Source organism: Glycomyces tarimensis (assembly GCF_054776215.1).
This window is the reverse complement of record NZ_BAAHCB010000004.1, coordinates 167244-183704: the sequence shown is the minus strand read 5'-3', so window position 1 is coordinate 183704 and position 16461 is coordinate 167244. Positions and strand designations below refer to the sequence as shown.

The following is a 16461-nucleotide window of genomic DNA, read 5'->3' as shown; positions in this document are numbered from 1 at the left end:
GGGTTCGAGAGCGGGTCCATCTGGGGCGCAATCGGACGAGGCATATGCGGCTCCCGCAACAAGCGCGCTTCCCGGTGCGGGGTTCAGTCCACTTCGATATCCCCGAGACCTCGGACCAGGTGCGCCAACACCTTCACGCAGGTTTCGATCTCCGGCTCGGTCAGGTCTTCGCCAAGGCGGCTCAGCGCCTCGCGTTCTCGGTCGTGGACCGTGCCGACGAGCGCCCGCCCCTCGTCGGTCAGTCGGATGAGGGAGGAGCGCTTGTGCGCGGGATTCGGGATGGCCTCCACCAGGTGCCGCCGGGCCGCCTCGTTGACCATGCGCTGCACGAACTGCCGACTCAGCGCCTGCGCGCGCCCCATCTGCGGCACGGTCATCGGCCCCCGCGCGTGGAGCATCACCAGCACGGCCCGCACGCCCACCGAGACGCCTTCGGGTTCCAAGTCGAGCTCCACCTTGCGGTAACTCAGCCTGTAGAGCGGTCCTACCAGGTCGCATACCTCGGCCAAGCGGTCGGCCACGGTTTCGGGATCGTTCATGGAGCATATTATGACACCTCAGTTGTCAATTTGAAACAGAGATGACATCCTAGTTGTCATGAGTGATCTATTCTGGCTCGACACCGGCACCGGCCGTCCGGTCGTCCTGCTGCACGGCGGCTTCCTCAGCCACGGCATGTGGGACGACCAGATACCCGTCCTCGCTGAGCACTGCCGGGTCATCGCGCCCGACGCGCGAGGGCACGGCCGCTCCCCGAATGCGACCGCGCCGTTCCGCCACACCGACGACCTCGCCGCGCTCCTGCGCCGTCTCGGCACCGGACCGGCGGTGCTCGTGGGCGTCTCGATGGGCGGCGCCACCGCGATCGACACGGCCCTCGAACACCGCGAGCTCGTGGAGGCCGTCGTCGTCAGCGGCGTCGGCACCAGCGAGCCCTACTTCACCGATCCCTGGACCACCGAGCTGTGGACCGAATGGAACGCCGCCGTGTCGGCGGGCGATCTCGAGGGCTCCATCGAGGCGTTCGCACGGTTCGCCGCCGGGCCGCGCCGGGGGCTCGACGAGGTCGATGCCGAGGTGGTGCGGCGTCTGCGCGAGATGGCGCGGGCGACCATGTCCAAGCACGCCCCGGACGAGCCGAACTGGATGCGACCGGTGGTCGACACGTGGTCCCGCGCCGCCTCGATCGAGGCGCCCGTGCTCGCCCTCAACGGGGCCGTCGACTCCCCCGACCACCTCGGCATGGCCGAGCGCCTGGTTCGGACGGTCGCCAACGGGCGCGCCGCCTCCATCGACGGCGCGGCGCACTATCCCAATATGGAACGTCCTGAGGAGTTCAATCGGCTCGTGCTGGACTTCCTGCGGTCGTTATCGGCTCGGGGCGGCTTGAGCCGTCTCGGTGCGGTCGAGGCTCCACACGGCGATCGAACCACCGCCGGCCACCGCCGCCACGAAGAGGACGAACGTCAGCGTGTACGGCCAGTCCGGCGCGGCGTCCTCGACGTTCTGGACCATCGCGCCCTCTTCGCCCGCGGCCCACCAGATCGCCTGGCGCATCAGCTGCAGGAAGTCCCGCTCACCCCAGGTGCCGTGCTCGCCTCCCGCGACGGAGTAGAAGACCCGCTGGTCCGGCCAGGTCCAGGCCACCGGGTCGCTGGAGTCCATGGTCGCGACCACCTCGTGGCCGGTCTCCGAAGACGGTTCGGGGTCGAAGTAGTACCAGCGCTCGGTCAGGTCCACGTCCTCGTCGAGCCCCGCGGTGACCGGCGAACCGGAGACGAAGCTGATCGCCTCTTTCGACGCCGGGGTGATGGCCTCGCCGGTCACGGTCGCGCCCAGCGCTTCGTGCCACCATGCCCACTCGGGTTCGGTGACGGCCGCGGAGTGGGTCGCCACGAGGCCGCCGCCGCCTTCGACGAACGACTGGAGCGCGGCCTCCTGCTCGGCGTCGAAGATGTCGCCTTCGGTGTTGAGGAGCATGACGGCGTCGATGCCGGACAGGTCCTCCACGTCGGCCGGTTCGCCTCGCTCCAGTTGGAAGTTCCAGCGCCGGGCCTCCATGCCGAGGCGCTCCAGAGCGAAGTCGACGGTCTCCTCGTCACCGTGTCCGGCGGTCAGCACCAGCACACGCGGCTCATCGGCGGCATGAGCGGTCGAGGCCGGAGCCAAGGCGGACGCGCCGACCAGCGTGACGACCGCGCACAGTCGCAGCAGGGTTCTCACGCGCCCACCTTATCGGCTCCGGTTCTCGTCAGCCGCAGTGCTCGAAGGGGCTCGTGTACGAGCTGGAGCCGACCGATCCGCCCCACTTCACGCAGGTGCCCGGCGCGTGTTTCTTCACGGGTCCGGCGTAGTACGAGAAGTTCCCCGAGTCGGTGGTCATGGAGCCGCCCTCGACTTGGAGGGCGGCCGAGACCGCGGTCGCCTTGCCGACATTGCTGGTCTTGATGGTGACGACGCAGTTGTAGCCGTTGGAGCTGTTGTACATCAGGTAGACCCTGCCGCCGGTCAGCCCCTCGGAGTCGATCTGGGAGTAGCCGCTGCCGCAGACCTCCCCGGGGGTGTACGGGTTGCCCGAGCCGCCGCAGGCGTTGGAGCTGGTGACGGCCTTCTTGGTGCCCAGCGGCACTCGGACGCCGTCGACCACCGGGGTGACCACCGAGCCGCTCGAGTTGCGCTGCTCGTAGTGCAGGTGCGGGGCCGAGGAGTTGCCCGTGGAGCCGACGGTGCCGATGATGGTGCCCTGGCTGACGCTCATCGAGGACCCGGGCGACCTGACCTGGGTCGCCAGGTGGGCGTACCGAGTGCGGGAGCCGTCGGAGTGGACGATCTGGACCCACCGGCCGTAGCTGGTGTTGCCCTCGTTGTAGAAGTACGCGGTGCCGCCCGCCGTGGCGCGGACGTTCTCGCCGTTGATGGCGTCGGAGCCGTAGTTCTGCCAGTCGATGGTGTTGCTCGGCCTGTGGTTCCCGGTCCAGTTGTTGGCGTAAAAGGTCTTGTTGCAGTTGAAGGGACTCTTGTGCGTGACCGCCTGTGCCGACACCTCTTCGGCGTTGGAGACGCCTGCGGGGACCGTCGCCCCCGCCAGCGCCATGATGGAGGCGACGATGAGGAGCGCGAATCTGCGCCCGCGTCGGGTGGTCGGGATGTGCGCTCGGCCCTCTCGGCTTCCTTCGGCTCGCATGAGGGACCTCCTTAAGGAAGGGATGATGGACGGCCCGCTACGGCGGTTCGCTGCGCGGTGACCGTCATGCGTAAAAAGGACGATATCGGAGAAAATCTTCGTTGTGAAGGTCACATTTGAAGAATTTTTTCTTACTTGCGGATGGGCTTGACGGTTTCCGCCACGCGGTCCTCGTCCTCGCTTCGCTTCTTCGCCAAGGGATGCGCCCGGTTTCCCAGGGGGCCTACTTGTACAGCGCCTTCGCCAAGCGTCGCTGCGCGATCCACGTTCCGGTCGCCGCCAGCGCGAGCAGATACAGCATGTTCACCAGCATCATCGGACCGAACTCGCCGAGGCTGAGGCCGCGCACCAGCTCGATCCCGTGATACAGCGGCATGACGTAGACGATCGGCTGCGCGAAGCCCGGATAGGCCTCCACCGGGGTGAAGGTGCCGCCGAACAGGAACATCGCGAACACGACCGCCATCATCCAGTCGAAGTCGGTCCACTCGCGGAAGAATGTGGCCAGGGTGAGGCCGATCCCGGCGAAGGCCAGGGCGATGAAGACGCAGGCCGGCACGGCGAGGATCGACCACCACGAATCGAGGAGCCCGAAGGCGCCCATGGCGATCACGAACATGGCGACGTAGATGCCGCCGCGGATGAGCGCCCACCACACCTCGCCGAGGGCCACGTCGCCGGGCCGCATCGGGGTGTTGAGGATGCCGTCGTAGATCTTCATCCACTTGAACTTCGCGAACACGTTGATGGAGGTCTCCATCAGCGTGCCCATCATGGCGGCGTTGGCGAGGATCGCCGGCGCGACGAAGGCGGTGTACGAGATGACGGTGCCGTCGGGCAGGGTGATGTCGCCGACCATGGAGCCGACGCCGAACCCGAAGGCGAACAGGAACAGCAGCGACTCCACGCCGCCGGAGACCACGAGGACCCAGGCGCGGCGCATGGCGATCCAGTTGCGGGCGAGCATGGAGCCGGAGGGCTTCACGTTCGCTCGGACGAGGCCGTAGGAGATGACGGACACTGATGCTCCTAGAAGGTCAGTCGTCGGATGATGACGCGCCTGGCCACGAGCCAGCCGACGACGGCCAGCACAAGGAAGTACGCGAGGTGGGCGACCGGCGGCAGGGCGGGGGCGACGCCCGCGGTGGCGGCGCGGGCGAGCTCGGTGCCGTGCCACAACGGAGAGATCCACACCAGTGGTTGGAGGAAGCCCGGCATCTGCTCGGCGGGGAAGAATACCCCGGAGAACAGCGTGATCGGCATGATCGCGAAGCGGAAGACCGCGTTGAGCATCGCGTCGTTCTTGAGGCTGGAGCACCAGGCGTGCAGCCACGGCGCGATCGAGGCCGAGACGAGCACCGAGACGACGACGGCCAGCGCGGCCCAGGCCGAGGTGTAGACGCCGAAGAAGGCGAGCACGACCGCGACGACCGTGCAGGCCGTCAGCGGCCGGAAGACGATCGCGTAGAGCAGGTGGCCGTTGAGGATGTCGACCGGACGGAGCGGGGTGGCCCGCTGGGCGAGGTAGGCGCCGTTCCACTCCTCGTACCCGCCGAAGACGGGGTAGACCATGTCGTTGCCGAGCATCATGACCGCGACCGAGCAGATCAGGCCGGGGGCGATGAACTCGGCATAGGTGATGCCGCCGGTGGCGCCGGAGTCGATGTAGGAGCCGACGCCGATCCCGATGCTGACCATGTACAGGATCGGCAGCAGCACCGAGGAGAACAACGTGCCGTGCCAGATGTGCTTGTACAGGCTGAGCTGGAGCGTGAAGGCGCGCCAGGCCGCGGTGGCGTGGCCGAGCCGCGCGTTCGACGCCGCGGTGGCGGTGGTCGCGGTGGCGGTCATGCGCCGTCCTCCACGAGGGCGCGGCCGGTGAGGCGCAGGAAGACGTCTTCGAGGGTGGCGCGGCGGCCGAGCACGGACGTGGGCCGGATGTCGCGGGCCTCGAGCACGGCGGTGGTGTCGTCGGCGTCGTCGGTGTAGACGAGGATGCGGTCGGGCAGCGGTTCGATCTGGGCGCCGACGCCGCCGAGGTCGAGGGCGATCTCGGCGAGGTCGGTGGTGTGCTGGCCGGCGAATCGCAGCTCGACGACCTCCTTGGTGACGTGCTTGTCGATGAGCTCGCGCGGCGAGCCGGCGGCGATGATCTTGCCCTCGTCCATGACGACGAGGCGGTCGCACAGCTGCTCGGCCTCGTCCATGTAGTGGGTGGTGAGCAGGATCGACACGCCTTCCTGCTTGAGCTGGAACAGCCGTTCCCAGACCAGGTGGCGGGCCTGCGGGTCGAGCCCGGTGGTGGGCTCGTCGAGGATGACCAGGTCGGGGGCGTTGATGAGGGATCGGGCGATCGCCAGACGGCGCTGCATGCCGCCGGAGAGGTCGTTGACCTTGTCGTCGGAGCGCGCGGAAAGCTGGACGAACTCGAGCAGCTCGGCCGCCTGGACCTTGGCCGCTTTGCGTTTGATGCCGAAGTATCCGGCGTAGACGGTGAGGTTCTCGAAGACCGTGAGCATGTTGTCGAGGGTGTTGTCCTGCGGCACGACACCGAGGCGGGCCCGGATGGCGGGTCCGTCGGTGTGGGGGTCGAGGCCAAAGACCTCGAGGTGGCCGCCGCTGGGTTCGGAGACGCAGCCGATCATCCGCATGGTGGTGGACTTGCCGGCGCCGTTGGCGCCGAGGAAGCCGAAGGCCTCGCCCCGCCGGATCTCGAAGTCGACGCCGCGAACCGCCTCGTTGGCCCCGTATCGCTTGCGAAGGTCGCGCGCACGCACCAAGATCTCGTTTTCTTCCGGCATGTGGCGAGCCTAGATCGATGCACCGACAAATTGCGAGCCGTTTCCCGGTCGGCAGGTCAGGAGGGTCCCGGGCCGATTTGCGGGCCGTTCGCCGGTCGACGGATCGGGAGGGGTCCCGGGCCTGTTCGCGGGCCGTCCGCCGGTCGACGGGCCAAGAGGGTTCGGCCGAGGCGACGCGCCCGATAGGGGGGTTACCACTACCCCGATTGACGGGTCAGCCGTAGCGACAGGACATCGAAAACGCGCGAGGATTGGAAGTGAGATCAGACACGACGAACACCACACGGCAGATCGCAGTGTGTCACCCGAAAACCATCGGGTAACCACCGCTGAACGTATAGGCGCGATCACCGATCAAGACCATGGGAGACCAATGCCTACCGCATTGACCGAACGGCCCACGAGGGCACGCAGCGACTTCGCCGAGCTGACCGAGCGCATCAACGAGGCGGGCCTCATGCGCCGCCGCCCTCGTTACTACGTCATCAGGTTCTCACTGATAGCCGCCTTGTTCGTCGGCACCTGGGTGAGCTTCGCCTTCATCGGCGACACCTGGCTCCAGATGTTCACCGCCGTCTTCATGGCCGTCGTCAGCGCCCAGGTGGCGCTCCTGGGCCATGACATCGCACACCGGCAGGTCTTCCGCACCCGCACCCCGTCCGAACGCGTCGGATTCTTCACCGGCAACCTGGCCAACGGCATGGGTTACGGCTGGTGGAACGACAAGCACACGCGCCACCACGCCAACCCGAACCATGAGGACCTCGACCCGGACGTGCAGCCGGGCGTCCTGGTGTGGTCGAAGCGCCAGGCCCGCGTGGCCGACAAGGCGCTGCGGTTCGTCAACAAGTACCAGGCGTACCTGTTCTTCCCGATGCTCACCCTCGAGGGCTTCAACCTCCACGTCTCGGGCGTCAAGTCCGTCCTCAAGCCGGGCCTCAAGCACCGCGCACTGGAGGCGAGCCTCCTCGCGATCCACTTCATCGCCTACACGGCGGCCGTGTTCATGGTGCTCTCACCGGGCAAGGCGATCGTGTTCATCATCGTGCACAAGGCCGTGTGGGGCCTGTACATGGGCTCGATCTTCGCCCCCAACCACAAGGGCATGCCGACCTTCGTCGGCGACCACGATCTCGACTTCCTGCGCAAGCAGGTCCTGACCTCACGCAACGTCAAGGGCGGTCTCATCACCGACGTCGCCCTCGGCGGCCTGAACTACCAGATCGAGCACCACCTGTTCCCGGGCATGCCGTCGGTGCACCTGGCGAAGGCGCAGCCGATCGTGGAGGAGTTCTGCGACGAGAAGGGCATTCCGTACCACGAGACCGGGCTGATCCAGTCCTGGCGCGAGGCGCTCACCGAGCTGCACCGCAACGGAGAGCCGCTGCGCAACCCCGAGCCGACCAAGGCCACGGCCTAAGACAGGCGCACAGCAACCCCCGAGCCGACCAAGGTCGACCGGGCATAAGACAGGCGCTTATGAGAGCCGTCCGCGTGCTGCGGGCGGCTTTCGCGTGTCACTCGACGGCGTTGGCGGCCTGGTCGCGGAGCGAGCGCACATGCTGCTCCAGGCCCATGAGCTTGCCGAACAGGCTCATGTACTCGTCCTTGTCGGTGCTGGGGTTGACGCGCTGGAGGCGGCGCTTGAGGTCGGCGACCTCGGACTCGACCACCGGGCGCTGGATGCGCGCCAGCAGGGTGCGCACGTACACGGCGTCCGGCTCGCCTTCCAAGAGCAGCTGCTCGACGGCCAGCTCGTTCACCAGGGCCTGTGCCGCGATCTCGGCGCAGGCGGCGGAGACGGCCGCGACCCAGTTCGCACCCGCCGCGGCGTTCGCCACTCCCCCGGCCGCGGCGATCGCCTCGCGCACCGTCCGGTAGTTCGGGTCGGTGTAGGGCGTGGCGTCGACCGCGTCGAAGTAGGGGCCGGCGACCTGCGGGTGCTGCAGCGCGAGCTTGAGCACTTCCCGCTGCGCCCGCAGTTGCGTCGAGTCGGCGTCGCGGCTGCGCCTCGGGGCCGGGACCCGGTCCGGCGCGGCCTGCCCGGAGGAGGCCCCGGCGACGGCTCGGCGCAGCTCGGCCTTCTCCTTGCCGAGGCGCCCGGCATAGTCGCCGATGTACTCGTCGACCAGGCCGCGGTCCTTGACGCGCGCCAGCAGCGGCGCGATGGCGCGGGTGGCGTGCAGGCGGCCCTCGGCGGTGTCGAGGTCGTGCTTGGCGATCTCGCGGTCGAGCGCGAACTGGACGAGCGGGGTGTGCCGCTCGATGAGCTCGCGCACCGCCGCGTCGCCCTTGTTCTGGCGCAGCTCGCACGGATCCTGCCCGTCGGGCGTGACGGCGATGTAGGTCTGGGAGACGAAGCGCTGCTCCTCGTCGAAGGCCTTGAGCGCGGCGCGCTGGCCGGCCTCGTCGCCGTCGAAGGTGAAGACGATGCGCCCGTTCGCGGTCTCCGAGTCGAACAGGAACCGCCGCAGGATGCGGATGTGCTCCGCGCCGAAGGCCGTGCCGCAGGTGGCGACCGCAACCGGGACGCCGGCGAGGTGGCAGGCCATGACGTCGGTGTAGCCCTCGACGATCACGACGCGACCGGTCCTCGCGATCTCCTTGCGTGCCAAGTCGATGCCGTAGAGCACCTGCGACTTCTTGTACAGCGGCGTCTCGGGCGTGTTCAGGTACTTGGGGCCCTGGTCGTCCTCGAAGAGCTTCCGGGCGCCGAAGCCGATCACCGCTCCCGAGGAATCGCGGATCGGCCAGACCAGGCGTCGGCGGAACCGGTCGATGAGATTGCCGGTGCGCGAGGGCTTGGCCAGGCCGGCGCCCGTGAGTTCCTCGGCGGTGAAGCCCTTGGCGCGCAGGTGCTTCGTGAGCGCGTCCCACGCGTCCGGGGCGTAGCCGCACCCGAACGTGGCGGCGGCCTCGCGGTCGAAGCCGCGGTCGGTGAGGAAGCGGCGGGCGGTCTGCGCCTCGCTGTCGAGCAGCTTGGCGGTGTAGAACGCGGCGGCGGCGGTGTGGGCCTCCAGCAGGCGCTGCTTCAGGCCGGGCTGCGAGGACGGGCCGCGCTGGACGCGCCCGTCGACGTCCTCATAGGTCAGCTTGATGCCGGCGCGGGCCGCGAGCCGCTCGACGGCCTCGACGAAGGTGAGCCCGTCGGCCTCGGTGAGGAACGTGATGGCGTCGCCGCCGACCCCGCAGCCGAAGCAGTGGTAGACGCCGCGGGCCGGGGTGACGTTGAAGCTCGGTGACCGCTCGTCATGAAACGGACACAGCCCCTTGAGGTTTCCGCCACCGGCGTTGCGCAGGGTGACACGCTCGCCGATCACCTCGGCGATGTCGACGCGTTCGCGCACCAGTTGGATGTCAGCGTCTCGGATCCGGCCCGCCACCACTCACCTCTCGTTGAAGACATGACCATTCTGCCTCCTGGCGCCGACGCTCCGACCGCAGCCGCCGAACCGTGTGAGCATCGATATGGGTGAGTCCATGAACACAGCGGATCGATCGCCATGTCGCGGAATCGATTCGGATGGCCGCTCCGCTGTACCATGTTCCTCACTCGATATATTCCCGACCACGCCTCACGGTTGCGCACCACAATCCGCTAGAGTCGCCTATCATGCCGGACCGCACGCCCGAGCAGCCGCCCTCCTGGCCCCCGGCCAGCGAGCCGGCGGCCACACCCACCAATCCGCCCCGCATCACCGCGCGCGGGGTGGGACATCTGCCTTCCGCTCGCCCGGAAGAAGAAGAGCAGGCCGAGGCCGGATTCGAACCCAGCCCCGAGCCGGCACCGGCTCCCGCCGACTACGCCGATCTGGCGCCGAGCGCGCCGATCCCGAACCAGGCCCCCGAGTACCCGCCGGCTCCGGTCGAGCCCGAGCCGCCGCGGCAGCAGCAGCAGTGGGGCGAGGCCCCCGACATGAGCGGCGAGTGGCCGCCCCGCGAGAACCAGGACTGGATCAGCCAGCAGTCCCGCTCGGGCGGCTGGGGCGCCGCCGGTGGCGGCGCGTCCTGGCCGGGCCCCTCGGCCCCCGAGGCCGCGCCCGAGGCACCGGCCGACCAGTCCTACCGCCCGGACCCGAACGCCTCGACGTACGGCTCCGATCCGTACCAGTCCCTCGGCGGGCCCGCGGAGACCTTCCAGCCCGAGCAGCCGTACCGGGCGGATCCCTACCAGGGCCTCGCCCAACCGGGCGAGGCCTACCAAGCGGCGGCCCCCCAGGCGCCGCCGCAGCAGTCCGAGCAGGTGCAGGCCCACGAGTACCAGGCCGGGCGGTTCCAAGACGCTCAGCAGCAGTCCTACGGGGCGGAGCCGATGGCTGAGCCCTCGCCAGCCCCGTCCGAGCCCGAGCCGCCGCGCTCCGACGGCAAAGTCGCCCCGCCTCCCACCCACGAGGGCGTCCGCTACGCGATCTACGGCATCGGCGGCATCATCACCCTCGGTCTCATCATCGCCATCGTCGTCATGCTCGGCGGCCCGCCCGCCGACGAGCCCGCCGAGGGCGGCGACGAGGGCGGCTCCGACCAAGAGGTCGAGACCGACACCACCGTGGAGGGCCTCGACGCCGAGCGCTACACCGCACTGGCCGCCGCCGCGGGCAGCGAGGAATGGTTCGCGTACCGCTACGGCACCGCCGGCGAGAACGCGGCCTCCGAGGAGCTCGCCGCGGCGAGCGGCGACGGCCTCGCCACCGAGCCGCTGCTGGACGCCGCCGACCGCAGCGTCCAGGGCCAGCTCGGGTACGTCACCGACGATGCCGAGCTCACCGGCATCGACCACGTCACCGTCCTCGAGGCGAACGACGGCGCGATGGGCATCGACCCGCGAGCCGGAGGCCGCTTCTCCGAGGACGGCCCCGAGCTCGAACTGACCGCGGGCTCCACCGCCGACTGCCTCGAAAGCCTCGGCGGCGAGCTCGGCAGGCCCGTGGCGCTCGCCCGTCCCGAGCAGAGCGGCGAGATCAACGCCCACTCCGTCATCGCCTTCTCCAGCGGCATCGTCGCCACGGCGGGCATCAGCGGCGCGCAGGGCGGCACCTGCGTTCAGTTGCCAGAAGGGCAGGTCCCGACCGACGTGGCCCTGACCGACGGCAACGAGGTCGCCCTCGTCACCACCTGGAGCCCGGCCGACCAGACCGGCGCCGTCGTCGTGATCGCCCTGGCCGACAAGGCCGGTTCGTACCAGTCGAGCTGGTCGGAGGCCTACCCCGGCCTCCCGAACCCCGGGCATTTCGGCACCGCCGAGATCGTCGGCCAGGTCGAGCTGCCGATCACCGCCCCGACCTCGGTGGACGCCTGGTCGAACTCGTCCGGCTCGGTCGACACCGCACGCACCACGGTGGACGACAACCCGCTCGCCGACACGGTCGCGACCTCCGCTCACGCGCTCGTCGGCTCGCTCAGCGAGGGCCAGGCGGTCACGGTCGATCTGGCTCCGGTCCTCACCGGACTCGCCGCCCAGCACATCGACGGCGCCGAGTTCAGCTTCGCGACCACCGTCTCCGAGCCCGTCTCCTTCGACGACGGCGTCGCCGACGTGGCCACGAACGGCGAGTCCTTCGCCGTGGCCACCGCCGACGGCACCGTCCGCGAGCTCGACACCGAACTGTCCGAGACCGCCGCGGTCGACGTCGGCGCGAACCCGTCGTGCCTGGTCGTCGGCGCTCAGAGCGGCCAGTTCATCGCCACCAGCCGCGGCGAGTCCGCAGTGCGCTGGGTCTCCGGCGGCGAGGTCGTCAACGAGCTCGCCGACTCGCGCCTGACCGACGCGATGTGCGCCTCCGAGACGCCCGCGCTCAACGTCCAGAACTACTCGGGCGAGGCCATGGTCGTGCTCGTCTCCGACTTCGAGGGCCAGGCCCTGCACTCCTACCTGGTGGACTCGGCGACCCTCCAGGGCGGCGGATCCATCGGCGGCGACGGCTTCGGCTACGGCGGCGCCTACGAGGTGCCGGGGAAGCCGTTCGACGCGTCGGTCACGCTCGACTTGGCGTAACGCGGAGCCGCTGGGATAATCGTCCGGTGACCAAGCAGCTCTCGCTCGCCGGCGTGCCCGTCGACCCGCCCGTGGTGCTGGCCCCCATGGCCGGCATCACCAACCTGCCCTTCCGCAAGCTCTGCAGAGAGCAGGGTGCGGGCGTCTACGTGTGCGAGATGATCACCACGGCGGCGCTGGTCGAGCGCAACCCCAAGACCATGCGGCTGATCGAGTTCGACGCCGAGGAGGAGACCCGCAGCCTGCAGCTGTACGGGGTCGACCCGGTCGGGATGCGGCGTGCCGTCGAGATGGTCGTCGAGGAGGACCTGGCCGACCACATCGACCTCAACTTCGGGTGCCCGGTGCCGAAGGTCACCCGCCGCGGGGGAGGCTCGGCGCTGCCGTGGAAGCGGCGGCTGTTCCGCGAGATCGTCACCGCCGCCGTGCGGACCGCGGCCCCGGCCGGCGTCCCCGTGACCGTGAAGATGCGCAAGGGCATCGACGACGAGCACCTCACTTACCTGGAGGCCGGGAAGATCGCCGAGGACGCGGGCGTGGCGTGGGTGGCCCTGCACGGCCGCACCGCCGCCGAGCGCTACTCGGGCACCGCCGACTGGGAGGCCATCGCCTCGCTCAAGGAGGCGCTCGACATCCCGGTGCTCGGCAACGGCGACATCTGGGAGGCCGACGACGCGCTCCGGATGGCCGAGCGGACCGGCTGCGACGGCGTCGTGGTCGGGCGCGGGTGCCTGGGCCGCCCGTGGCTGTTCGGGGACCTGGAGGCGGCCTTCAACGGCGGGGACGACAGGCGGCTGCCGACGCTCGGCGAGGTCGCGCGTGTCATGGCCCGGCACGCCGCCCTGCTCGTGGAGTGGATCGCCGGCGCCGAGTCGTTCGAGGCGCGGCGCAACATCTCGGCCGAGGAGCACGGCTGCAAGGAGTTCCGCAAGCACGTCGCCTGGTATCTCAAGGGCTTCCCGGTCGGCGGCGAACTGCGCCGCGCGCTGTCGATGGTCTCCGGCCTCGCCGAGCTCGACGACCTGCTCGGCAAACTCGACGCCGACGCGCCGTTCCCCGAGGCCACGCTCGGCAAGCCTCGCGGGCGCACGAACAGCCCCGGCAAGGTGACCCTTCCCGAAGGTTGGCTCGACGACCGGGACGACTGCACCGTCCCCGAGGGCGCCGAGCTCGACACCTCCGGCGGATAAATGCTCCTCGGGCACGGGCCGGCGGGACTCGACACCACTTCGGCCGCTGGAACCGCCTGCGGGCCCGAGGCATTACCTGTGGGCACGAGCCCGGACTCGACGGCTCCGGCCGCTGGAACCGCCTGCGCAGCCCTGTGGACACGAGAAGAGGGCCTCCGGTGCCGGGAGGCCCTCTCGTCGCTGCGGCTCACTCCTTCGGAGTCTTGCCGTACTTCTTGTAGAACTTCGCGACGCGGCCCTCATCGTCGAGCACGCGGCTCTTCCCGGTCCAGAACGGGTGCGAGGCCGACGAGATCTGGACGTCGACCACCGGGTAGGTGTTGCCGTCCTCCCATTCCACGGTCTCGTCCGAGCTGATGGTCGAGCGGGTCAGGAACGCGTAGTCGGCGCCTTTGTCGCGAAAGACGACGTAGTGGTAATCCGGGTGAATGCCCTGCTTCATGGTTCAGATCTCCTCTTACTGCTCTTCGAGACAACCCGCGAACGGGACCGGAAATTCCCGCCGCCGCCCGAGCCCAAACGCCGGCTCCTCGTCGGTGGACAGGCAGCCGCGGCCAGGGCGCGGCGCCCGGCGGGAAGCCGGTGAGGAAGGCCGCGGCGGGCCACAGCTCGGCGGCCCCTCCGGCGGTGCGAGCCGAGACCGCCGACCTCCCTTTTATTGGCAACGGTTGTCATTATAGCGATGTCGCTGAAGGGCGCCCGCCCCGAGTGCGCATTCTGCTGCCCGCGCCGGCGCCCGCGGGCCGCCTCCCGGAGATTCGGCCTGTCGCGTGTCCGACTTCGCGAGATCGCTCACAGGCGTGAATTGCCGGATATGAGGAACTCCTCCTGGTAGGCAAGGCTTTCTCGCGTCGTCGATGTGCGGATTCCGGTACACGACCGTCCCGGGGGAGCGCTACCCTAGTCGATGCGGGTGTGCTGTGAGACTGCTCTCACGGACGAAACCATGTGAGCGTCTCCTGCGTTTAACTCGTACAACGAAGGAGCATGATCGGCAATGGCCCAGCAAGTGGAGACCGCCTCGATCGAGGCGAACGAAGAGGATCTACCCGGCGAACGGCCGTCGGGCCACGTCCCGACGAGCCCAGCATCCCTGTGGGCGTCGGAGAGCAAGGTCCAGTACTCCATCACCCATATCGAAGCCTGCGACACCTCCGCATGGATCGACTGCGACTGCGTCATCCACATCGATTGACTCGGGCCGGGACGGGACTCAAGCCACCTCGACCATGCCGCGGCATGCCGCTTCGGCCCGCGTTGAGGGCCTGAGCGCCGCGCCGCCTTCGAGGTCGAACGTGGCGTACAGGCCCTCCACCCAGATGCCGCAGCTCAGGGTCGTGCGCCGCTCCCCGCCGTCGGCATCGGTCACCACGGCATCGACCTCCACCGCGCCCGGCCTCATGGTGACCAGCTCGAAGCGGTGGCCGTCGTCGTCGGCCCCGTGCGAATAGTGCGCCGTCGCCAGCGGGTACGCCGTGATCTCCCATCGGCTGTCGGCGTCGAGCGCGATACGGTCGTCGCCCTCCGGCGGCGCGAAGGGGCAGCCTTCGGTCTCGGGCCGTTCGGCGCAGCCGTCGAAGAACACCCGGACTTCCTCCTGGAGCGCCTGGAGTCCCTCCTCGGAGAGCTCCGGCCACGGCGTCGGCATCCAGCGACTCGAGTGTTCGGCGCCGAGCTCGACGAACCGGTCGCCGAGCAGCAGCATCGGCCGCACGCCGGGATCGAGGGTCTCGGGCGCGGATTCGTAGAAGTCGTACAGGCCCGGCAGGAGCAGCAGGTAACGCGCGTCCCGACTCAGGTCGACGGCGTACCCGTTCATCGCGAAGTCCTCGAAATCGTCGGGATTGATCTCGGTGTGGGCGAGCCCGTCGTGGATGACCGGCTCGTCGCCGCCCAGGAGCACCCGGTACCGGTGCCCGATCCGCGTGCCGTCGTAGGCCTCGATCTCGGCGTAGACCTCGGCCACGGGGCCTCCCTTGGCGTCGGGATGGTAGTCGACCTGGGCGACCTCGTTGATCGTCCAGCGCCCGTCCATCGCCTCGGGAACGAGGAAGTCGTCGGCGCCGTCCTTGCGCAGGGTGAGCGCCAGGGCCGTGTCCGGATCGCCGTCGCGGACGGCCTCCAGAAAGGACCGGACGGTCGCGACCGAGGAGGGGTCTCGGCCCGGCAGCCACTTGAACGCCGCCACCGCTCCGGAGGCCACCACGAGGATCACCGCGGCGATTGCCAAGGCGGCGTTGGGTATGCGGGCGCGGGGCGACGCCGTCTGCGGCTCGGTGTCACCGTCGAGGTCGACGGTGATCTCCGGGTCCGGGCCCCGTGCCGGCGGCTCTGACACCATGACTCCAGTGAAACAGACTGCTACCGTGAGAACACGAGTGTAGCGTTCTCACAAAGGACCCCCATGCGCCCGATTCGCTGGATCGTCGGCCGCGCGCACGCGCTGCGCGGGCTCGTCGAGCGCGTGCACCGGCGCACCGACCGCCTCCCGCAGCTCCCGTTCGGCATCGCCGTGGGCATTGCGATCATGCTGGTCCTCGTCGCGCTCGAGTCGGGCTCCGATCCCGAGGCGAGGGTTTCCGACGTGGACGAGTTGGTGCTTCCGGACGTGTCCGAGCAGTGGTCGGCCACGGAGTCGGTGACCCCGGCCGCGTTGGAGATCGTGGAATTCGGCTTCGGAGCGGTGACCGATCAGCAGGGTGTCGAGCGGCTGAGTCTGGGAGCGGTCATCCGCAATCCGCACGACGCGGATGTCCTCGGAACCACCTTGGCGGTGATCGACACCGGCGACGACGGCGTACCGATCGAGCGGGTGTACCTCAACCAGATCGACGCCCGGGCCGAGGTGCCGATCGGGCAGATCCTGCTGGAGCCCGCCGACGGCGTCGACGCCTCGGAGCTGACGCTCCAGGTCGAGGACGCGCAGCTGTGGAACGTCGAGGAGGCCGACGGTCCGTTCCTGTACGGGAGGACGGAGACGCCACAGATCTCCCTGGCCGCCATCGAGCCGCTGTTCAGCCCGGAGGGCTACCGGGTCAATTACCAGATCGAGACCGACGGCACGCCGCTGTACTACGAGTCGGTGAAGATCGCGCTCGTCTTCCGGGACGCCGAAGGGAGCATCGTCGGCGGGATGCCGGCGTGGGGCCTGCCCTTCCGGCGGGCCGGCGAGGAGCTCGGCTGGCGCACGTACCCGCCGGGGATCTCACAGCAGCACCTGGACGTGCCGGCGACGTACATACCCGAAGGGACCGACCTCGATCGGATCGAGATCGGTCCCGGGGCCTGAAGGGT

At 69.3% G+C, this 16461-nt stretch carries 14 protein-coding genes and 2 pseudogenes; 7 read left to right on the top strand and 9 right to left on the bottom strand.

Annotated elements, in window-relative coordinates; translation table 11 throughout:
- Nucleotides 1-83: 83 nt before the first annotated feature.
- Nucleotides 84-539, bottom strand: a complete 456-nt coding sequence (locus tag ACYVK3_RS04710; RefSeq protein WP_460496108.1) for a MarR family winged helix-turn-helix transcriptional regulator — start codon at nt 537-539, stop codon at nt 84-86.
- A gap of 58 nt (nt 540-597) precedes the next feature.
- Here ACYVK3_RS04710 and ACYVK3_RS04705 point away from each other — a divergent pair.
- Nucleotides 598-1371, top strand: a pseudogene (locus tag ACYVK3_RS04705) (alpha/beta fold hydrolase); the annotation flags it as partial.
- On the opposite strand, the gene ACYVK3_RS04700 reads toward ACYVK3_RS04705, so the two are convergent.
- The 5 genes from ACYVK3_RS04700 to ACYVK3_RS04680 form a co-directional block, all read right to left on the bottom strand.
- Nucleotides 1369-2121: a ThuA domain-containing protein gene (locus ACYVK3_RS04700; protein ID WP_460496271.1), complete on the bottom strand. Its 753-nt coding sequence runs from the start codon at nt 2119-2121 to the stop codon at nt 1369-1371. The pseudogene ACYVK3_RS04705 and the gene ACYVK3_RS04700 overlap by 3 nt on opposite strands.
- A 130-nt stretch (nt 2122-2251) precedes the next feature.
- Complete coding sequence (locus ACYVK3_RS04695; protein WP_460496107.1) at nt 2252-3184, bottom strand: M23 family metallopeptidase; 933 nt, start codon at nt 3182-3184, stop codon at nt 2252-2254.
- A 223-nt stretch (nt 3185-3407) separates the two neighbouring features.
- Entirely contained in the window at nt 3408-4205 is a 798-nt protein-coding gene (locus ACYVK3_RS04690; protein WP_460496106.1) for an ABC transporter permease, read from the bottom strand.
- Between the two features lie 8 nt (nt 4206-4213).
- Nucleotides 4214-5035 carry an ABC transporter permease gene (locus ACYVK3_RS04685; RefSeq protein WP_460496105.1) on the bottom strand — a complete coding sequence of 274 codons (822 nt, stop codon included), beginning with the start codon at nt 5033-5035 and terminating at the stop codon, nt 4214-4216.
- On the bottom strand, nt 5032-5985 hold the full coding sequence (locus ACYVK3_RS04680; protein ID WP_460496104.1) for an ABC transporter ATP-binding protein: 954 nt from the start codon (nt 5983-5985) through the stop codon (nt 5032-5034). Before ACYVK3_RS04680 ends, ACYVK3_RS04685 begins: the two co-directional genes overlap by 4 nt.
- A 373-nt stretch (nt 5986-6358) precedes the next feature.
- Here ACYVK3_RS04680 and ACYVK3_RS04675 point away from each other — a divergent pair, with 373 nt between their 5' ends.
- Nucleotides 6359-7405 carry a fatty acid desaturase family protein gene (locus ACYVK3_RS04675; RefSeq protein WP_460496103.1) on the top strand — a complete coding sequence of 349 codons (1047 nt, stop codon included), beginning with the start codon at nt 6359-6361 and terminating at the stop codon, nt 7403-7405.
- Between the two features lie 97 nt (nt 7406-7502).
- On the opposite strand, the gene dnaG is transcribed toward ACYVK3_RS04675, so the two are convergent.
- On the bottom strand, nt 7503-9368 hold the full coding sequence (gene dnaG / locus ACYVK3_RS04670) for a DNA primase (protein ID WP_460496102.1): 1866 nt from the start codon (nt 9366-9368) through the stop codon (nt 7503-7505).
- 230 nt (nt 9369-9598) lie between these two features.
- On the opposite strand from dnaG, the gene ACYVK3_RS04665 reads away from it, so the two are divergent.
- Nucleotides 9599-11977 carry a hypothetical protein gene (locus ACYVK3_RS04665; protein WP_460496101.1) on the top strand — a complete coding sequence of 793 codons (2379 nt, stop codon included), beginning with the start codon at nt 9599-9601 and terminating at the stop codon, nt 11975-11977.
- Between the two features lie 26 nt (nt 11978-12003).
- Complete coding sequence (dusB, locus tag ACYVK3_RS04660; protein ID WP_460496100.1) at nt 12004-13167, top strand: tRNA dihydrouridine synthase; 1164 nt, start codon at nt 12004-12006, stop codon at nt 13165-13167.
- A 187-nt stretch (nt 13168-13354) separates the two neighbouring features.
- Here the strand turns inward: dusB and ACYVK3_RS04655 are convergent, their stop codons facing one another.
- Nucleotides 13355-13609, bottom strand: a complete 255-nt coding sequence (locus ACYVK3_RS04655) for a 50S ribosomal protein L31 (protein ID WP_460496099.1) — start codon at nt 13607-13609, stop codon at nt 13355-13357.
- A gap of 291 nt (nt 13610-13900) precedes the next feature.
- Between ACYVK3_RS04655 and ACYVK3_RS04650 the strand changes: the two are divergent.
- Nucleotides 13901-14002, top strand: a pseudogene (locus tag ACYVK3_RS04650) (30S ribosomal protein S14); the annotation flags it as partial.
- Nucleotides 14003-14164: 162 nt separating this feature from the next.
- Nucleotides 14165-14362: a hypothetical protein gene (locus ACYVK3_RS04645; protein ID WP_460496098.1), complete on the top strand. Its 198-nt coding sequence runs from the start codon at nt 14165-14167 to the stop codon at nt 14360-14362.
- Nucleotides 14363-14380: 18 nt separating this feature from the next.
- Here ACYVK3_RS04645 and ACYVK3_RS04640 read toward each other — a convergent pair whose 3' ends face one another.
- The gene (locus ACYVK3_RS04640; protein ID WP_460496097.1) at nt 14381-15508 is read right to left on the bottom strand and encodes a hypothetical protein; all 1128 of its coding nucleotides are present in this window, start codon (nt 15506-15508) and stop codon (nt 14381-14383) included.
- Between the two features lie 63 nt (nt 15509-15571).
- Between ACYVK3_RS04640 and ACYVK3_RS04635 the strand changes: the two genes are divergently transcribed.
- Nucleotides 15572-16456: a hypothetical protein gene (locus ACYVK3_RS04635; RefSeq protein ID WP_460496096.1), complete on the top strand. Its 885-nt coding sequence runs from the start codon at nt 15572-15574 to the stop codon at nt 16454-16456.
- Nucleotides 16457-16461: the final 5 nt, after the last annotated feature.